Annotated in this window: 20 protein-coding genes; 2 read left to right on the plus strand and 18 right to left on the minus strand. The window is 71.2% G+C overall.

What is annotated here, in order from left to right; translation table 11 throughout:
- Nucleotides 1-60: 60 nt before the first annotated feature.
- The 5 genes from L3078_RS35230 to L3078_RS35250 form a co-directional block, all read right to left on the minus strand.
- Nucleotides 61-852 carry a DUF4142 domain-containing protein gene (locus tag L3078_RS35230; protein ID WP_239757972.1) on the minus strand — a complete coding sequence of 264 codons (792 nt, stop codon included), beginning with the start codon at nucleotides 850-852 and terminating at the stop codon, nucleotides 61-63.
- A 251-nt stretch (nucleotides 853-1,103) separates the two neighbouring features.
- Nucleotides 1,104-2,426: an MbnB/TglH/ChrH family RiPP precursor modification enzyme gene (locus L3078_RS35235; RefSeq protein WP_239760584.1), complete on the minus strand. Its 1,323-nt coding sequence runs from the start codon at nucleotides 2,424-2,426 to the stop codon at nucleotides 1,104-1,106.
- Nucleotides 2,427-2,582: 156 nt separating this feature from the next.
- A complete protein-coding gene (locus L3078_RS35240) occupies nucleotides 2,583-3,389 on the minus strand; it encodes a DUF4142 domain-containing protein (RefSeq protein ID WP_239757973.1) in 807 nt (268 codons plus the stop codon).
- A 129-nt stretch (nucleotides 3,390-3,518) separates the two neighbouring features.
- Complete coding sequence (locus L3078_RS35245) at nucleotides 3,519-4,127, minus strand: DUF4142 domain-containing protein (protein ID WP_239757974.1); 609 nt, start codon at nucleotides 4,125-4,127, stop codon at nucleotides 3,519-3,521.
- 164 nt (nucleotides 4,128-4,291) lie between these two features.
- Nucleotides 4,292-5,008, minus strand: a complete 717-nt coding sequence (locus L3078_RS35250; protein WP_239757975.1) for a peptidyl-tRNA hydrolase — start codon at nucleotides 5,006-5,008, stop codon at nucleotides 4,292-4,294.
- 69 nt (nucleotides 5,009-5,077) lie between these two features.
- Between L3078_RS35250 and L3078_RS35255 the strand changes: the two genes are divergently transcribed.
- Together L3078_RS35255 and L3078_RS35260 are read left to right on the plus strand one after the other, a co-directional pair.
- Nucleotides 5,078-5,983, plus strand: coding sequence for an ABC transporter ATP-binding protein (locus tag L3078_RS35255; RefSeq protein ID WP_239757976.1), 906 nt, complete (start codon nucleotides 5,078-5,080; stop codon nucleotides 5,981-5,983).
- Nucleotides 5,980-6,651 carry an ABC transporter gene (locus tag L3078_RS35260; protein WP_239757977.1) on the plus strand — a complete coding sequence of 224 codons (672 nt, stop codon included), beginning with the start codon at nucleotides 5,980-5,982 and terminating at the stop codon, nucleotides 6,649-6,651. The genes L3078_RS35255 and L3078_RS35260 overlap by 4 nt, the downstream gene beginning before the upstream one ends.
- On the opposite strand, the gene L3078_RS35265 is transcribed toward L3078_RS35260, so the two are convergent.
- The 13 genes from L3078_RS35265 to L3078_RS35325 form a co-directional block, all read right to left on the minus strand.
- On the minus strand, nucleotides 6,643-6,861 hold the full coding sequence (locus L3078_RS35265) for a hypothetical protein (RefSeq protein ID WP_239757978.1): 219 nt from the start codon (nucleotides 6,859-6,861) through the stop codon (nucleotides 6,643-6,645). The genes L3078_RS35260 and L3078_RS35265 overlap by 9 nt on opposite strands.
- Before the next feature lie 34 nt (nucleotides 6,862-6,895).
- Nucleotides 6,896-7,765: a polysaccharide deacetylase family protein gene (locus tag L3078_RS35270; protein WP_239757979.1), complete on the minus strand. Its 870-nt coding sequence runs from the start codon at nucleotides 7,763-7,765 to the stop codon at nucleotides 6,896-6,898.
- 39 nt (nucleotides 7,766-7,804) lie between these two features.
- Complete coding sequence (locus L3078_RS35275; RefSeq protein ID WP_239757980.1) at nucleotides 7,805-8,017, minus strand: DUF397 domain-containing protein; 213 nt, start codon at nucleotides 8,015-8,017, stop codon at nucleotides 7,805-7,807.
- Nucleotides 8,014-8,835, minus strand: coding sequence for a helix-turn-helix domain-containing protein (locus L3078_RS35280; RefSeq protein ID WP_239757981.1), 822 nt, complete (start codon nucleotides 8,833-8,835; stop codon nucleotides 8,014-8,016). Before L3078_RS35280 ends, L3078_RS35275 begins: the two co-directional genes overlap by 4 nt.
- 130 nt (nucleotides 8,836-8,965) lie before the next feature.
- Entirely contained in the window at nucleotides 8,966-9,343 is a 378-nt protein-coding gene (locus tag L3078_RS35285) for a peptidase inhibitor family I36 protein (RefSeq protein ID WP_239757982.1), read from the minus strand.
- A 53-nt stretch (nucleotides 9,344-9,396) separates the two neighbouring features.
- The gene (locus L3078_RS35290) at nucleotides 9,397-9,936 is read right to left on the minus strand and encodes a hypothetical protein (RefSeq protein ID WP_239757983.1); all 540 of its coding nucleotides are present in this window, start codon (nucleotides 9,934-9,936) and stop codon (nucleotides 9,397-9,399) included.
- Nucleotides 9,937-9,982: 46 nt separating this feature from the next.
- Entirely contained in the window at nucleotides 9,983-10,360 is a 378-nt protein-coding gene (locus L3078_RS35295; RefSeq protein WP_239757984.1) for a hypothetical protein, read from the minus strand.
- Between the two features lie 11 nt (nucleotides 10,361-10,371).
- Nucleotides 10,372-10,755: a peptidase inhibitor family I36 protein gene (locus tag L3078_RS35300; RefSeq protein ID WP_239757985.1), complete on the minus strand. Its 384-nt coding sequence runs from the start codon at nucleotides 10,753-10,755 to the stop codon at nucleotides 10,372-10,374.
- Between the two features lie 76 nt (nucleotides 10,756-10,831).
- Nucleotides 10,832-11,560, minus strand: a complete 729-nt coding sequence (locus L3078_RS35305) for a winged helix-turn-helix transcriptional regulator (RefSeq protein WP_239757986.1) — start codon at nucleotides 11,558-11,560, stop codon at nucleotides 10,832-10,834.
- Nucleotides 11,561-11,807: 247 nt separating this feature from the next.
- Nucleotides 11,808-13,175 (minus strand): PhoX family protein, encoded by a 1,368-nt coding sequence (locus L3078_RS35310; protein WP_239760585.1) that lies wholly within the window; start codon nucleotides 13,173-13,175, stop codon nucleotides 11,808-11,810.
- 116 nt (nucleotides 13,176-13,291) lie between these two features.
- Complete coding sequence (locus tag L3078_RS35315) at nucleotides 13,292-14,140, minus strand: slipin family protein (RefSeq protein WP_239757987.1); 849 nt, start codon at nucleotides 14,138-14,140, stop codon at nucleotides 13,292-13,294.
- Nucleotides 14,141-14,420: 280 nt separating this feature from the next.
- Nucleotides 14,421-15,944, minus strand: a complete 1,524-nt coding sequence (locus L3078_RS35320) for a SulP family inorganic anion transporter (RefSeq protein ID WP_239757988.1) — start codon at nucleotides 15,942-15,944, stop codon at nucleotides 14,421-14,423.
- A 20-nt stretch (nucleotides 15,945-15,964) separates the two neighbouring features.
- Entirely contained in the window at nucleotides 15,965-16,543 is a 579-nt protein-coding gene (locus tag L3078_RS35325) for a carbonic anhydrase (protein ID WP_239757989.1), read from the minus strand.
- Nucleotides 16,544-16,952: the final 409 nt, after the last annotated feature.

Genomic DNA, 16,952 nt, shown 5'->3' on the forward strand with positions numbered 1-16,952 from the left:
GGGCGAGGGCGGACGAAGGGCGGGCGCGGTCGTCGTGGGGTGCGGCCGCGGCCGTTCCGCTCAGCCGTCGTCCACCGGGCCGTTGGCGGCCGGCGGCAGGGTGTAGGTCGGTGACGGGTCCGGTCGTGACGGGACGGGCGAGGGGGTCACCGGGACGGGGGAGCCGGGGTCGTTCAACGGGGTCGGCGGTGTGGGGGAGTTGGTGAGGGGCGGGGCGCTCGCCGAGGCGGCGTCGCGGGCGATCGCGTCGTAGTCGACGAGCCCGGTGGCCTCCAGCACCTTGATGTGGTCCAGGACGGTGGTGTTGGCGTCCTCGGCGAGGTCACGGACCAGCGAGTTGCGGGTGGTGGCCCGGACCTGGGCGACGACGGAGAAGACCTTGCCGTGCGCGAGGCGCGCGATGTTGGCGAACTCGCGGTCGTAGGTCTCGCCCTGCGCCGCCGTCAGCGTGTCCAGCCACGCCTTCTGCTGGTCGCTCGGCTGGTTGGGCAGCGGCAGGGCGAGGCGCGCGGCGACATCGCGGACCCGCGCGTCGAGGAAGGTGTGCCCCTCGACGAGATGCTCCCCGGCGGTGCGTACGGCCAGGGTGGTGCCCTTGGTCTGCGCCTGCTGTCCGGCCGGCAGTTCCCACAGGCCCGCCAGCCTGACCTTGGTGACGAAGTCCCGGTCCAGGGCGGACAGCGGGCCGTACTGCGTCGTCACGGTGGACGCGTTGAGCACGCTGACTCCGGTGCCGGAGCGGTCCGCGTAGGACCAGATCGGGAAGAGCAACGCGACGAGCGTTGCCGTCAGTCCGGCGACGATGAGTCCTGTGCCACTGAACAGTCCTCCTCTGCCGTTGGTGGTTCGCATGGTGCCTCCTGCTCGCGGCACCGCACGCTAGTGCGCAACGGGTGCTGATTGGCCTACACACCGGCATGTTACTGCCCGGTCTACGCCAACTGCCGTATGAGGAGGAACGGTTGCGGAGGGGACAAAGCGCGTCGGATGGGGTACGCGAGCGGGCGGACGAATCGCGCCAAAGCGTGGCGCACGGGGCGGTGGACCCGTGCGAGGGGCACGGGTCTGTTAATCGCAGCACATCCCCGGGTGAACACCCCGGCTCACCGGCGTAGCAGCACCCTGCGGGTCGCGCGGGCCAGCCGGGCCGTCGGCCGCTGGGAGAGCGGCGCGGGACCCGAGCGCTCCAGCCACCAGCGCCGCACCTCACGCAGGACGTCCGTGTCGTCCGGGCGCCCCGTGAGCATCACGTGCTCGGCGAAGGAGAGGGCGTCCCGCCGGTAGCCGTCGTTCATCGGGTGGCCCTGCGCGTACGCGATGAAAGTCGGCCGGTACGACGATCCGAGGATCTCCGGGAGCTCCGGCGCCACCTTCGCCACCACGTCCGCGCGCTTGGCGGCGAGGGCCCGCGCTTGGACGCCCAGTCGCACCCGGTCGAACCCCTCGGGCACCGGGGTCCCCGCGACCAGCGCGGACAGCAGCGCCGCCTGCGCGAGTCCGAGCCGCTGCCGTGCGACGGGCTCGGCCTCCTCGTCGGCCACGGACGCGCCCGCGGGTGCCTGCCGCTCGGGGCCCCGCACCTCGGCCTTCTCCAGCACTCCTCGGATCGCCACCAGCTCCCGCTCCAGTTCGCCCGGCTCGGGGAAGTTGTCGTCGCGCTCCAGGAGCACACCCGGCGGGGCGACCCGGGAGGCGAGGTCGGCGAGGACGTCGAGGACCTGCTGCGGGACAGGGTGGGCGTGGCTGTCGTGCCACACCCCGTCGCGCTCGAAGCCGCCCGCGACATGGACGTACGCGATGGCCTCGACCGGCAGCTCGTCGAGCGCCTTCGCGGGGTCCTCGCCCCGGTTGACGTGGTTGGTGTGCAGGTTCGCCACGTCGATGAGGAGCCGGACGCCGGTGCGGTCGACGAGGTCGTAGAGGAACTGCCCCTCCGTCATCTCCTCGCCCGGCCAGTTGATGAGCGCCGCGATGTTCTCCAGTGCCAGCGGCACCGGCAGCGCGTCCTGGGCGATCCGGACGTTCTCGCACAGCACGTCGAGTGCGTCCCGGGTACGCGGCACCGGCAGCAGATGGCCGGCCTCCAGCAGCGGCGACGCGGTGAGGGCGCCGCCCGCCCGGACGAAGGCGATGTGCTCGGTGACGAGGGGGGCGCCCAGCGCCTCCGCGCGCTCCGCCAGGGAGCGCAGGCGCTGCTCGTCGGGGCGGTCGGCGCCACCGAGACCGAGGGAGACGCCGTGCGGCACGACCGTGACGCCCCGCTCCCGCAGGCGCAGCAACGATTCCGCGATGTGGCCGGGACAGACGTTCTCGGCGACGACCTCGACCCAGTCGACACCGCCGTCCGCACCGGCCATGCGCTCCACGGCGTCGGCGATCTCCGGCCGCCAGCCGATCCCCGTCCCCAACTGTGCGATCTGCTCCATCGTCCCCGTCCCCTCCTCGGTCACGTCGGCCACGGCTTCACCAGGACCCTGTGTGTCTCCTTACGGCGGACCTGTGTTCCGGCGTGTCGGAGTCATGGCCCCGACAGCCGGGGCCGAACCCCGTGGAGGGGACCTTCAGAGCAACATTTGAGCTTTCTACTGGACCTGCGGCAGACCCTGGTCCTTGTTGATCTCCTCCGGGTCCGGACGACCGGTCGGGACCGGCCCGTTGTCGAAGGGCGACGGCTTCGACTGCACGTCCGGGTTGGTCGACGGCACCGCCGGGGGCGCGGCGGGCGGCACCTGGCCCGGGACGGGCGGCGGCGGGCCGGTCGGGCTGGCGGTACCGCTGACCGAGTTGTCGGCGATCGTCGCGAAGTCGACCTCGCCGGTCTTCTCCAGGATCGTGATGTGGTCCAGCACGGTCTGGTTGGCGTCGGAGGCCAGCTGGCGGATCAGCGTGTTGCGGGTGGAGTTCCGCACGGTGGCGATCGCCGGGAAGATCTTGCCGTGCGCGGCCCGCAGCAGGTTCGCCCACGTCTTGTTGTACTCGGCCTCGGTCTTGGAGGCGGTCATCTGGTCCAGCCAGCCCTGCTGTTCGGCCGTGGGCTGGTTCGGCAGCTCGACGCCCAGCTTCGCGGCGATGACCCGGGACCGCTTGTCGAGGTCGGTGTGGCCCACGATCAGGTGGTCGGCGGCCTCTCTGACGGACGCGCTGCCGCTGCGCTCCAGCGCCTGCTGCCCGGCGGGCAGCTCCCACAGGCCCGCCAGCCGCACGCGGACGAGCAGGTCGCGGTCGGCGGGGGTGAGCGGCCCCCACTGCGTGGTCACCGTGTCACCGGTGAGCGCGGCCGCGGCTGTCGCGTTGCGGTTGGGGTACGAGTAGAAGATGGGGTAGGCGACCGCGGTGAGTGTGCCGGCGATCGCCAGGGCGACGAGCACAGAGCCCTTGGAGCGTCGCAAATGAGCCTCCCGGAGGAAACCAACTGATCGTTGGGGACTGAACTGTTGCTTGGGCGCGGAATGTGACCGCGGGGTGTGGCTGTGCCTGTCGGTTCCGGGCCACCGCCCGGGGGCGGCGCCGGGGGCGCGTCAGATCGTGCCGTTGGCGATGGCGTCGAAGTCGACCTGGCCGGTCTTCTCCAGCATCGTGATGTGGTCGAGCACGGTCTGGTTGGTGTCCGAGGCCAGCTGGCGCACCAGGGTGTTCTCGGTCATGTTCCGCACCTGACCGATGGCCGGGAAGATCTTGCCGTGCGCGGAGCGCAGCAGGTTGGCCCAGACCCGGTCGAACTGCTCGTCGGTCGCGTTGTCCATCTGCGCGAGGAAGCCCTGCTGCTGCTCGTTCGGTACGTTCGGCAGCTCGACGCCCATCTGGGAGGCCACGGCCCGCACCCGCTCGTCGAGGTCCTTGTGGCCCACGATCAGGTGGTCCGCCGCCTCCCTGACCTCGGGGCTCTTCGACCGCGCCATGGCCTTCTCGGCGGCGGGCAGTTCCCACAGCCCCGCCAGCCGGACACGGATGATCAGGTCCCGGTCGGCGGCCGTCAGCGGCCCCCACTGCGTGTTCACCGAGCTGGAGGCCATGTTGGCCTGGGCGGTGCCCGAACGGTCTTCGTAGGACCACATCGGGAACGACAGCGCGCCGACGGTGACGACGAGAGCCAGGCTGGCGTAGACCGAGCCGTTGAGACGAGGCAAAGTGATCCTCCCGGATGATGCCAACTGGTCGTTGGAGCAGTTGCTTGGCCAGTACCGGGAAGTACGTGCGGGGTGCCGGTGTTGTTCAACGACCTTTGAACCGGCTGAGGAAGGCGCTCAGGCGGACACGATTCAGCGCGGCCGGGGTTTCGGGCCGCCGCCGCTCAGCCGCGCAGCGGCCGGTGGTCCGCCACCACCGTGCAGGAGCCCGGGGCTACTTCGGTGAAGCCGGCGTCGCGTACGACGGGGAGCGCGGTGGTGGTGAGGGTGTGCCAGACGGCGGCGGGTGCGGTGCGGACGGCGAGGGGGAAGCCCGCGTCGCGCCAGGCGGTGCGGGCCGCGTCGTCCAGGTCCCACCACGCGAGCTGGGCGCCGTGGCCCGCCTGGGCCATCGCCTTGCCCGCCGACATCTCCACCTCGGGGTTCAGCCACAGGACCGGGGCCGCGGGCTCGGGGTCGGCCGGCGGCTCCGGGTCGTCGAGGTCCGTGCCGGAGACCTGGAGGCGGGCCAGGTCCTTGGGCCAGCCGTCGAGCGGGACCGGCGGGAAGACGCGCACCTCGGCCGACTTGCCCGTCACCGTGATCCCCGGCAGTGCCTCGGCCCGCCGCCACTCCGCGCCGCGCGCCCGCCGGACCACCTTCCGGATCCGGGCGTCCTGCCAGCTCCGCACCGCCTCGGCCCACTCCCCGTCGCCCAGCGACCGCGCGTCGCTCAGCATCACCAGCACCGCCCGCGCCGCCGTCTCCAACGCGTCCGTACGCGCCGGGGGCGAGGCCTTCTCGATGTGCGCGACCAGGGGCAGCACGAACTGCGGCGCCTCGTCGCGAGAGGGCCGCTCGTCCCGGAAGGGGCTGTCCTGAGTGGGATCACCGGTGGTCACCCGCCCAGTCTGCCAGGCGCGAGACCCGTTCCCGGCCCCCTGCTCGCTCGCCTGTACGAGGATGGGGGCATGGAACGTGAGTTACTGCTGACACTGGAGGGCGTCGGCCGACAGTACGGCGTCCGTGGCGACTGGGTGCTGCGCGGCGTCGACCTGGAGATCGCCCCCGGCACGCTGATCCGGGTGGAGGGCGCCAACGGCACCGGCAAGTCGACGCTGCTGCGCGTCCTCGCCGGGCTCGACGCGCCCACGCGGGGCCGGGTGACGGGACGCCCACGTACGGCGTACGTCCCCGAGCGCTTCCCCGCCGCGCTGCCGTTCACCGCCGTCGAGTACCTCACCCACCTCGGTGCCGTGCAGGGCCTGCGCCGCCCGGCCGCCGCCCGCGCCGCCGCCGACTGGCTGGAGCGTTTCGGTGCCGCCGAGTACGCCCGTACGCCGATGGCGGAGCTCTCCAAGGGCAGCACCCAGAAGGTCGCGGTGGCCCAGGCGCTGCTCGCCGAACGGGAGTTGCTCGTTCTCGACGAGGCGTGGACGGGCCTGGACGCCGACGCGCGCGAGGAGTTGGAGCGGGTCGTACGGGAGCGGACCGCCGCGGGCGCCGCCGTGGTCTTCGTCGACCACGACCCGCGCCGGCTCGACGGGGCTCCCGACGCGACGTACGCGGTGGTCGGCGGGGCGCTCGAACTCCGGTCGGGGGAGGGGGACCCCTGGGCTGGGGTCGCCGTCGTGGTGGAGGGACAGGGGGTGTCGGGTGCTCAAGTGCCGCCCGAAATCGATGAGTTGATCTCCGAGGTGCAGGAGTCAGGGTCTGGGACACACCTCTTCACGGTCCCGGCGGCCCGCTCCGACGCGCTGCTCCGGGCGTTGCTGGGAGCGCGTCCGCCCTGGCACGTGGTGCGGGTGACCCCGGCGTCCGAGCCCGCGGCCCAGGAAACACCGGAACCGGAACTGGAAGTGGAAAGCTCCCGATGACCGCCCTCCTCCGTTACCACGCCGCTCTCCTCGTCCGCTCCCAGCGCTGGTTGCCGCCCGTCATCCTGTACGCGGCGTTCCTCGCCGTCGGGGTGCAGAGCGGACAGCCGGTGCTCGACTCCCTCGGCTACACGGCCGCCGCGCTGCTGCCCGTCTCCGCGTGGCTGATGCGGATCTGTGTCACCAACGAGCCGCCCGCGGCCCGCAGTTGTACCGGCGCGGCGGCCGGTCCCGGACGTGCGCACCTGGCCTGTGTCCTGGTCGCGTTCGCGGCGGCCGCCCTCCTCGGCACGGCGGCCACGATCCTCGTCACGTTCATCAGCGCGCCCACGAGCACGGACCACCAGACGCGTGTCGAGGCGCTCCCGGCGGGCGGCGCGGGCCTGCTGGCCGTCCTCGCCTGCGCCCTGCTCGGCACGGCCGTCGGCGCGCTCACCACCTGGCCGCTGCTGCGGTCGCCGGGCCGCGCCGTCCCCGCGCTCCTGCTCGGGGCGCTGCTGGCCCTGGTGGTGGCGGGCTCCCCGGCGCGGGTGGCGGTCTCGGCCCTCGTCGACGGCTCGCGGCACGCGACCGTCCCGGTCCCCGTCCTGCCCCTGCTCGCGGCCGGGCTCCTCACGGCGGCCGCGACCGCCGTGGCCTGCGCCCTGACCAGGCGCCGCTCAGCCTGAACAGGCGACCCGCTCGGCCTCCCTCCACTCGCACACCGGGCACAGGGTGATCCCCTTGTGGGACTCCGGGTACTCGGTGGGCTTCCGGCACAGGACGCACTCGGCGAAGGGCGGACCGCCGACGGTCTCCGACGACGAGGCCCGAGCCGCGTCAGGTGTCGTGGCCGTCCCCTCGCCGCTGCCGCTGCCGCAGTAGTCGTCGTCGCTCATATCTCCAGCGTAGAGCGGCGGCGCGCGGACCTGCTCAGCGCGCCGCCACGGCTTTCGCCGCCGTCGTGCCGACCAGCTCCGACACCTTCACGAACCGGAAACCGCGCGCCCGCAGTGCCGGCACGATCTTCCGCACGGCCCGCTCCGTGACCGGTGCGCCACTCCGTGTGCAGTGCATGACCACGACGGACCCCGACCGCACCCCGTCCAGCACCTCCCGCACCACGTCGTCCGCGTCCGTCGCGAACGCGTCGCCGCTCGTCACGTCCCACTGCACCGCCGTCACCCCGGAGGCGCTGAGCCTGCGCAGCGCGCGGCTGTCGTAGCAGCCACCGGGGAACCGGAAGTACGGCATCGGGTTCCGCACGCCCGCCTCCCGGAACACCCGGTAGGCCCGCTCCAGATCCGCCCGCATGCGCGCGGGTGCCATGGTCGGCAGGCCGTGGCAGTTCTCGGTGAAGGCGTGATGGCTGTACGAGTGGTTCGCGACCTCGAACAGGGGGTCCCGTCCGATGGACCGCGCCTGGATCGGGTACTCCTCGACCCACCGCCCCGTCATGAACAGCGTGGCCGGAACCTTCAGCTGCCGCAGCGCGGCGATCAGCTCCGGATTGTCGAACCGTTCGCCCGCGGCGGCCCGGTCCCCCTGATCTGCGGTCATGTCCGCGTCGAAGGTGAGCGCGACGGTCTTGTCGGTGCGGCTGCGCAGGCCGTGCTCGAACACCGGGGTCAGCCCGGCCGGCCCCGGCGCGAGCGTGGGCGGCCGGGACGCCGACACGGCCGAGGGGCTGGCGGTGGCGTTGACGATGCGCGTCGAGGCGTGCGGGGTGCCGCAGGCGGCGAGGGCGGCGCCGAGCGCGCCGAGTGCGCAGAGCGCGGTGATGCTGCGTACAGGACTGATCACCGTACGAAAGTACGGCGATCGGGTCAGCGGACAGTCGGTCTAACTGCCGAACGCCAGGGAGTCCGCCCCGAAGTCACCCGCCTGGGCGATAAAGGGGGCCCAGGCGGCGGGGGAGAGGGTCAGCGCGGGACCGGCGGGACGCTTGGAGTCACGAACGCGGACGGCGGAGGGGAGGGTGGCGACTTCCACGCAGTCGTCGCCCTGATCGCTGCTGTAGCTGCTTTTGAACCAGGCTTGTGCAGCGGTGCTCATAGCGCTCCTCGCATTCGCTCCAACAGGCCCGTGGAGTCCTGCGGAGAGAGGGCCTGTGAGCGCAGTCTCGCATAGCGCATCCCGAGTGCGGCGACTTCTTTCCGGTCAGCGATCAGGCGACCGGTCTCCTGTCCCTCGGAGTACGCGTAGCGCTTGCTGTCCGGCGTTTCGAGCAGGCGGATGGGGCCGGCCAGGCCCGCGTGGTGCGCGCTGTCCGCAGGCATGATCTGGAGGGTGACATTGCGGAGTCGGCCGACGGCCAGCACGTGGTCGAACAGACTGCGAGTGGCGTCCCGCCCACCCAGACGCCGCATGAACACGGCCTCCTCGATGATGAAGTCGAAGGTGGTGTGCGGCCGTTCTCGCAAGAGCCGCTGCCGGTCCGTGCGGGCCGCGAGTCGGCTCTCCAACTCGGCGTCGGAGAGCGGCGGAACACGGTTGTCGAAGAGATCTCGCGCGTACGTCTCGGTCTGCAGCAACCCCGGAATCAAGCGGCACTCGTACGTGCACAGGCTCACCGCGTGGCGTTCCAGCTGGGCCCACCGGCGGAACCACGACGCCAGGCCCGGTTGCCGGGAGACGTGTTTCGCCGCCCTGCGCAGCGCGCCCGTGTCCCCCAGGACCCGGTCCGCGCGCTCCACGAACACCTCGTCCGCCATCCGCCTGCCCAGCTCGATCGAGGCGACCGTGTGCACGCTGAAGCGCACCAGCGGAGCGAACTGCTCCCGCGTATAACCGTGGTGCTCGCGCAGCGCCTGCACGAACGCACCGAACGTCTTCAGACTGTCGGACGGATCCGGCTCCCAGTCGACACCCATGCTCGGCCACCTCCAGATGAGTCGGATCTCTCCACGATCAACTCACCCAGAGTCACGAACGGTTACGCGTACTGTCCATCGAACACGCGTGTACGGCAGGGGGCCGTACACGCGGTCCGGGTCACCGGGATCAGCACCAGTCGACGTAGAGGCCGATGTGGGTGATCTTGTTGTCGTAGGCGTCGCCGACGTACGTGAAGTTGTAGCCGGGCGGGAGGCAGCGGTGCTCGCCCCTGGCGTTCCAGATGTGGGCGTAGTACGGCGTTCTGTTGATCACCGAGGAGGCTGTCCACGACGGTTCGTGGGAAGTGATGGTGAGCTTGGTCGACAGCTTGAGCTGGTCGTCCCACCAGTACAGGCGCTTCCCCTCGAAGTTCCGGTCGGCGAAGAAGCAGAGCTGGGCCTCCTTGCAGTCCGAGGCCTTGGCCTGGGCGGCGGGGGCGCCGAGCCCGACTGTCATGAGCATGGCAAGAGCAGCGGTGAGGGTGTACGCGAGTTTTTTCTTCATGGGGGTGGTTCTCCGTTACGTGTGTGGGGTGGTCCGGCGCGGGGCGGGTGGGGTTACGCGGCGCCGATGTCGCGGGCGTCCCAGACCATGGAGTCCGTGGTGGCCACATCCCCGGTGACGCGACGGGTGCTGTAGTTGCAGTTGCCGTCCCGGCGGGTGACCTCGCTCTCCACGCGCCAGGTACGGATGTAACCGGTGGCCGAGACCCTGCGCCCGGGAGCCACGGTGATGCGGCCCTGCTGCATGCCGCTGACGGTGTGCTCCTCGGTCACCGTGCGCGAGACACCCGCCGTGAACACGCCCTTGAAGAGGTCCCAGTCGGCGCGGAACTCCTTGCTCGTGGTGCGGGTGTCGCTGACCGAGCGCTCGATGACGAGCGTCTGCTCCGTCGTCGTACGGTTGCGCAGTTCGCCGTTGACGACCGGGTTGAGGATCTCGCGCTTGGTGACGACCTTGGCGCGGGTGAAGCTGCTGCAGGCGTCCGCGCCGCCCGTGGCCGCCTGAGCGGGTACCGCGAGGCCTGTCAGCGCGACGCCGGTGAGGACGCCACCGGCGAGGAGCGAGCGAAGGGCGCGGGGGGTGGTGGCCTTCATTTCCTGTCTCCTGAGGTGTGTGCAGGTGTGTACGGATGCCGCGTGGTCAGCAGGCCGGAAGGCCGCCGTTCCAGTTGGTCAGGACGATCTGGCCGATGTTGTCGTTGATCCCGCCGGGCAGGTTGGCCTCGCGGCCGGGGTAGACGTGGCAGGACCGGCCGCCGCTGTACGCCTTGACGTGCACGAAGCTGCCGGAGGAGTTGACGATGTTCGAACCGGTCGTGCGGGTGCGGTAGTTGATCCGATAGGTGCCGTCCTCCGCGCCGGTCCACACGGCCAGGCCGCCGTGGTCGGGGTGCTCGAACACGCAGGCGAGCTGGAGGCCCCTGCAGTCGTCGTAGGGGGCGGCGGAGGCCGGTGCGGAGGCGAGGCCGACCAGCCCGGCCGCGGCGGCGAATCCGGCGAGTGCTGTGCGTACGCGCATGTTCAACGGCCTCAGTAGTTGTAGTCGCAGGTGGAATCGGCGGGCGGGTTGATCTCGATGGCGCTGAGCTTGTCGTCGAAGCCGTCCGGCAGATCGCGAACGGCGTGACCCCGTGCGACGCACAGTCCCAGGAACTCGTTGTCGCCGACGATCCTGACCTTGTACGCCGTCCGGTTGACCACCGAGGTCGTGGCCCGCACGGTCCCCGTGAAGCTGTAGTAGCCGGGCCGGCTCTCGGTCCACACCGGGGTTCCGCCGTAGTTGACGTGCTTGAAGGCGCAGAAGACGCCGAAGTCCGGGCAGTCGCGCACCGCCGCCGCGGACGGTGTGGCCGTGCCCGCGACCAGGGCGGCCGCGGCTGCGGCGGTGCCGGCCAGGGTCGTCAGCGCTCTCATGGGCTTCACCTTGTTCGCTCCTCTTGTCGGGCCGTTGTGCATGTGACCACTTCAGCAGCCGGGGGAGCGGTGATCCTTAAAGGTGGATTAAGGATCCGGGAGAGGCCAGCAGATAGCCCACGCCGCGCACCGTCCTGATGAGCGACCGGTCGGAGTCGGCGAGTTTGCGGCGCAGGGTGCAGATGTAGGCCTCCACGATGTTGGACTCGCCGTTGAAGTCGTGGTGCCAGACGTGGTCGAGGATCTCCCCCTTCGACACGACCTTCCCCGAGTGCGTCGTCAGGAGCTGCAGAATGTCGAACTCCGTTGCCGTGAGGACCACTTCGCGCCCGTCGCGCAGGGCTCGGCGGCTCTCCGGAAGTACCTGGAGTCCTGATGCGGGGGCCGGGGCGGAGTCCGGCGCGGAGCGCCTGCTCAGTAACACCTCGACGCGTAGGGCCAGTTCGTCGGGGTGGCAGTTCTCATGCGCGTAGTCGTCGGCCAGGCTGAGCTCCTCCGCCCGGCACTGGCCGCTGGTGAGGAAGAGGATGCCGGGCCGCTTCCGCTGTCCGCGCAGCGCGCGTGCCAGCGCCACGGAATCCCAGGAGGCGGCAGACCTCGTGACCGACAACAGCGCCACGTCAGGCGCCTGTTCGCGAATCTGTCCCAGTGCGGAGGCGCCGACGCCGCCTCGGGGGAGGGCGACGCGCATGCCGGCCGAGCGCAGGTGCCGGTACAGCCGCAGCGCCTGCGGGAGCTTGTCATGGGCGACGAAGACACGTGTCACCTTGTCGCCGCTGGACACCGAAGTGGGGGGTGTGCCCATGTGGTTCACCGGTCCATGTCGAGCGGGCGCCGGTGAGACGCCCACAAGCGAGCTGTCTGTCCGAACGGACAGTGAAGCCGGGACCGATCAGAGGTGCCTTCGAGGTCTCTCAGGAGAGGAACAGAAAAATCTACGCGGGATGCGTGCCGGGCAGGTGGTCAGGAGATGGCCGGCACGTGGTCGGCGGGTCTTCCTCAGGTGGCGAGCGGGTGGACGGCGGTCGTCGTCCACCCGCACACGAGCTCGTTCAGGTCCGACGCCACGGCCCCGTCACCGCGAAGGTCGTGCCCGGGGTGTAGCAGTTGACGTACATCGTGTCGCCGTCGGGGGAGAAGGTGACGCCTGCGAACTCGCCCCATTCGGGGTCGTCGGCCGTGCCGATGTTCTGGGCGTTGCGGGCCATGGCGTAGACCTCGCCGCGGCGGGTGACGCCGTAGACGTGTTGGGCGCCGTTGCCGTCCTCGCAGACCATGAGGCCGCCGGAGGGGGCGAGGCAGATGTTGTCGGGGGATTCGCCGGGGAGTTGGAGGTCGGTGTCGGGGCCGAAGGCGATGACCAGGGTGAGGGTGCGGTGGTCGGGGTCGTAGCGCCAGATCTGGCCGTAGTGGTCGGCGGCCGAGCCCTCCGCGCTGCGGGCGAAGGAGGAGACGAAGTAGACGCAGCGGCCGCCCCAGTAGCAGCCTTCCAGTTTCTGCGCGTGGGTGATGCCCTCGGGGCCGAAGTCCTGGTGGCGGATGGCGGTCCGGGCGGCCAGGGGGTCGGGGACGTCGACCCACTCGATGCCGTCGAAGCAGGCTCCGGGCTCCTGGATGGGGGAGAGGTCGGGGACGCCCGGGACGCGCATCGCCTGGAGACGGCCGCCCGCGCGCAGTGAACCGAGGCCGCCCTTGGGCTGGTCGGGGAGGAAGCGGTAGAAGAGGCCGAAGGGGCGCTCGAAGGCGTCCTCCGTCTCGTATACGACTCCCCGCTTCGGGTCCACCGCGATCGCCTCGTGCTGGAAGCGGCCCATCGCGGTCAGGGGCACGGCTCCCGAGCGGTGCGGGTCGGAGGGGTCCACCTCGAAGATGAAGCCGTGGTCCTTGGTGTAGCCGTTGGTGCCGGCCTTGTCCTCGTTCTCCTCACAGGTCAGCCAGGTGCCCCAAGGGGTGGGGCCGCCCGCGCAGTTGACCGCCGTGCCGGCGATCGCGACGCGCTCCGAGAGGACCTTGCCCCGGGCGTCGAGCGTCAGGGACGTACAGCCGCCCTTGCCCATCGGGTCGTAGGTCAGGCCCTCGATCGTGGGGACCGGGATACGGCCGTTGTGGCGGTTCTCGTGGTTGCGGACGAGGTGGACACGGCCGTGTCTGCCGGGAAGGGCGGACATGCCGTCGTGGTTGCTGGGCACCGGGCCCTCGCCCGAGCGGAGGGGGTCGCCCTCACGGGAGAGGACCCGATAGCGGAAACCTTTCGGCAGGTCGAGCAGGCCGTTCGGGTCGGGGATCAGGGGGCCGTAGCCGGAGTGGCCGAGGGGGCTCTGCGCGGTGGCCGTGCCCACGAAGAGTTCGGAGAGGGTTCCGGTGAACGCGATACCTGCGATACCCGCGCCCGAGCGGGCGAGGGCCTGACGGCGGGTCACTGACACGGGGACAACCTTCCTGTTGGCGGACAGGATGTGACCCGCCTGTGTGTATCACGTGGTCAACGCCACGTGAACCACGCGCGGAGAGGTCGGAGGAGGAGTCGTCCCCCGAGTCACCCGGTCGGAGGGGGCGTGACGGGTGGGGCGGAGGGAGGCGAGGGAGGTGCCTGAGGAGGCGCGTGTGCGGCGTCCGGTGGGGGGCCCGCCTGGGATCGCTCCAGGAAGCGGAGGAGTTCCACCGGGAAGGGCAGGACGAGGGTGGAGTTCTTCTCGGCTGCCACCGCCACCACCGTCTGCAGCAGGCGGAGTTGGAGGGCGGAGGGGGTGTCGGCCATCTCCTTCGCCGCCTCGGCCAGCTTCCTCGACGCCTGCAGCTCCGCGTCCGCGTTGATGATGCGGGCGCGGCGTTCCCGGTCGGCCTCGGCCTGGCGGGCCATGGAGCGCTTCATGGTGTCGGGGAGGGAGACGTCCTTGATCTCGACGCGGTCGATGGTGACGCCCCACTCCACGGCGGGGCTGTCGATCATCAGCTCCAGGCCCTGGTTGAGCTTCTCGCGGTTGGAGAGGAGGTCGTCGAGGTCGCTCTTGCCGATGATGGAGCGCAGGGAGGTCTGGGCCATCTGCGAGACGGCGAAGCGGTAGTCCTCGACCTGGACGACCGCGTTCGCCGCGTCGACGACCTTGAAGTAGACCACCGCGTCGACACGGACGGTGACGTTGTCGCGGGTGATGCCCTCCTGGGCGGGGACGGGCATCGTCACGATCTGCATGTTGACCTTGCGGATGTGGTCGATGCCGGGGACGACCATGGTGAAACCGGGCGTTCTGGGGGTGCCGCGCAGGCGGCCGAGGCGGAAGACCACGCCTCGTTCGTACTGCTTGACGACTCGGGCCGCGGCGGCGACGTAGACGACCGCGGCGGAGCCGATCGCCGCGGCGGTGATGAGCAGCGTCTCGACCATGACGACCCCCTGAGCCGTCGCTCTCGGTGCGTGATGGGTGCGTATACCACGATATGCCGGAGATGGGGGGTGGGGCGAGTGTCGGCCGGGGGAGGGGTGCGGGGAGCTGTGGGGCTCGGGGGTGGGGTGTGCCCCGGGGCTGGGGTCGGGCGGGGGTGGGTTTCGCTTGCCGGCGCTTGCAGGGTGCCGCTGCGCCCACCCGTGCCGCCCCAGCGGCACGATTGCCCGCAGTGTGGGCAGCGTGCGCCGGGACGGCACAGGTGGACGGTTCAGGGCGAGGTCAGAGCGTTGCTGACGTCGCCTTTTCCGGTTCCGGGACCGTCATGCGGACCGGTTCCGTGCCTGTCGTGCTGTGGCGGGCCGCCCAGTTCTCCAGGGCGGTGCGGCAGGCGTGGTCCAGGTGGTGGAGCCCGGTGAGGTGGAGTTCCACGGGGCGGTCCTGGGGGAGGGCCTCCAGGCTGTCCAGGATCTTCGGCAGGCGCAGGAAGGTCGCGTTGCCGGAGAGATAGGCCTGGACCGGCCCGGCGCCCTTGTCGATGACCTCCAGCTTGATGTGCGAGGCCTCCCACGCGGTCTTGGCCACGGACAGGGCCAGACCGATCAGGACGCCCTCGAACATGTTGACCGCGACGATCGCCACGGCCGTGGCCACCAGGATCAGCGCCTCGCCCCGGTGCGTGCGCCACAGGGAGACGACCCCGCGGAACGGGATCAGCTTGAAGCCCGCGTGGACGAGGATGCCGGCCAGGGCCGGGAGCGGGATCAGGGCGAGCGTGCCCGGCAGCAGCGCCACGAAGAGCAGCAGCCAGACGCCGTGCAGCACCCGGGAGGCCTTCGTCCTCGCGCCGGCCTGGAGGTTGGCGGAGCTGCGCACGATCACCGCCGTCATCGGCAGCGCGCCCAGCAGCCCGCACACGGTGTTGCCGGCGCCCTGGGCCATCAGCTCCTTGTCGTACTCGGTGCGCGGACCGTCGTGCATCCGGTCCACGGCCGCCGCGCTGAACAGGCTCTCCGCGGAGGCGATGAGGGTGAAGGCGAGGATCGTGCCGAGCAGCGCCACGTCGGCGAGCTGGCCGAAGGCGTCCAGGCCGGGCGGCTGGATCACGTCCAGCAGACCCTTCACCTCGACGTTCGCCACCGGCAGGTCGAACGCGAGGCTGACGAGGGTGGCCAGCAGGACCGCGGCGAGCGCGCCGGGGACCAGCTGGACCTTCTTCGGCAGCCGCTTCCACAGCACCATCACCGCGATGGTGCCGGCGCCGACCGCCAGCGAGGCGAGCGCGGCGGTGCTGCTCACGGCGTCGACGAAGGCGCCGGGCAGGCCCACGATCTTGTCGATGCCGGAGGCGGGGGCCTCCAGACCGGCCGCCGCGTAGAGCTGGCCGGCGATGATCACCAGCCCGATACCGGCGAGCATGCCCTCGACGACGGAGACGGATATGGCCCGGAACCAACGGCCCAGCTTCAGCGCGCCCATGGCGAGTTGGAGCAGACCGGCGGCGAGCACGATCACGCCGAGGGCGGGCAGCCCGAACTGGCGGACCGCTTCGAAGACCAGCACGGTCATACCGGCCGCCGGGCCGGAGACCTGGAGGCTGCTGCCGGGCAGCATCCCGGCGACGATGCCGCCCACGATGCCGGTGACCAGGCCGAGTTCGGCCGGTACCCCGGAGGCGACGGCGACACCGACGCACAGCGGGAGGGCGACCAGGAAGACGACGAGCGAGGCGCCGAAGTCCTGTCGCAGATGGGGGAACCTGGAGAGGGCGGACGGGGAGGACGGGGGCGAGGTCGTGGAGTTCATGTCGGACACCTGGCCGCCGGTCACAGGGTCTCGAACTTGTCGGTCTCCGCGCGGTGTTCCCGCACGGCACCCGTGTGGACCTCGTAGTACCAGCCGCGCAACCGCAGCCGTCCGTCCGCGAGGCGCTTCTCCACGCACGGGTAGGAGCGCAGGCGCAGCAGCTGGCTGAGGACGTGGTTCTGCACGCCGTCGGCGACCGTCGGGTCCTCGACCGCCCCTTCCGGGCGGGGCGTGGCGTTGGTCAGCCAGTCGCGTACGGCGGGTACGGCGTCCAGGTCGTCGCCGCGCACCAGGGCGCCCACGGCGCCGCAGTGCGAGTGTCCGCAGACCACGATGTCGGTGACGCCGAGGACCTCCACGGCGTACTCGATGGTGGCCGTCTCACCGGTGGGGCGGTCGGCGGCGTAGGGCGGGACGATGTTGCCGGCGGTGCGCAGTTCGAAGAGCTCGCCGGGGCGGGCGCCCGTGATCAGGGCCGGGACGACCCGCGAGTCGGAGCAGGTGATGAACAGGACCTCGGGGGACTGGCCTTCGGCCAGCCTGGCGAACTCCTCAGGGCGCTGTCCGAACGTACGGGCGTTGTCGATGAGGGGCTGCATGATGTGGTGACTCCTCCTGGCGCGCCTCGGTGGCGCGTCGGGCTTGCACGACAGAGTGGGGGGAACAGGCGCTCCGCGGCTCAGCAGCGGAAGACCTGGAGAACGGCCGGGGTGTGGGCCGTGAGTGGTCTCGACGCCCGGTGGTACGGGGCCGAGGGCCGTTCGGGTGCGCTCGCGGCCGCCGGGTTCTCCCCCAGCGGCGGACGCGCGGGCGTCCCGGGAACGGTGTGGGTGGCCGGGCGATGCCGGTCCCGTGTGCGATGAGGACCGGTCGGGTCCTGCGAGGGCGCGCACGTGCGGTGGGTGACCGCCGTGTCACGCAGGGGCTTCGCGGTGAGGGTGTTTCCGGGCTCGGCTTTGGCCTTGACATGGCCGAGCGTGTGCGCGGCTGCGAAGGATGTCGCGGGAG

The organism is Streptomyces deccanensis (assembly GCF_022385335.1).
Classification (GTDB): Bacteria; Actinomycetota; Actinomycetes; order Streptomycetales; family Streptomycetaceae; genus Streptomyces; species Streptomyces deccanensis.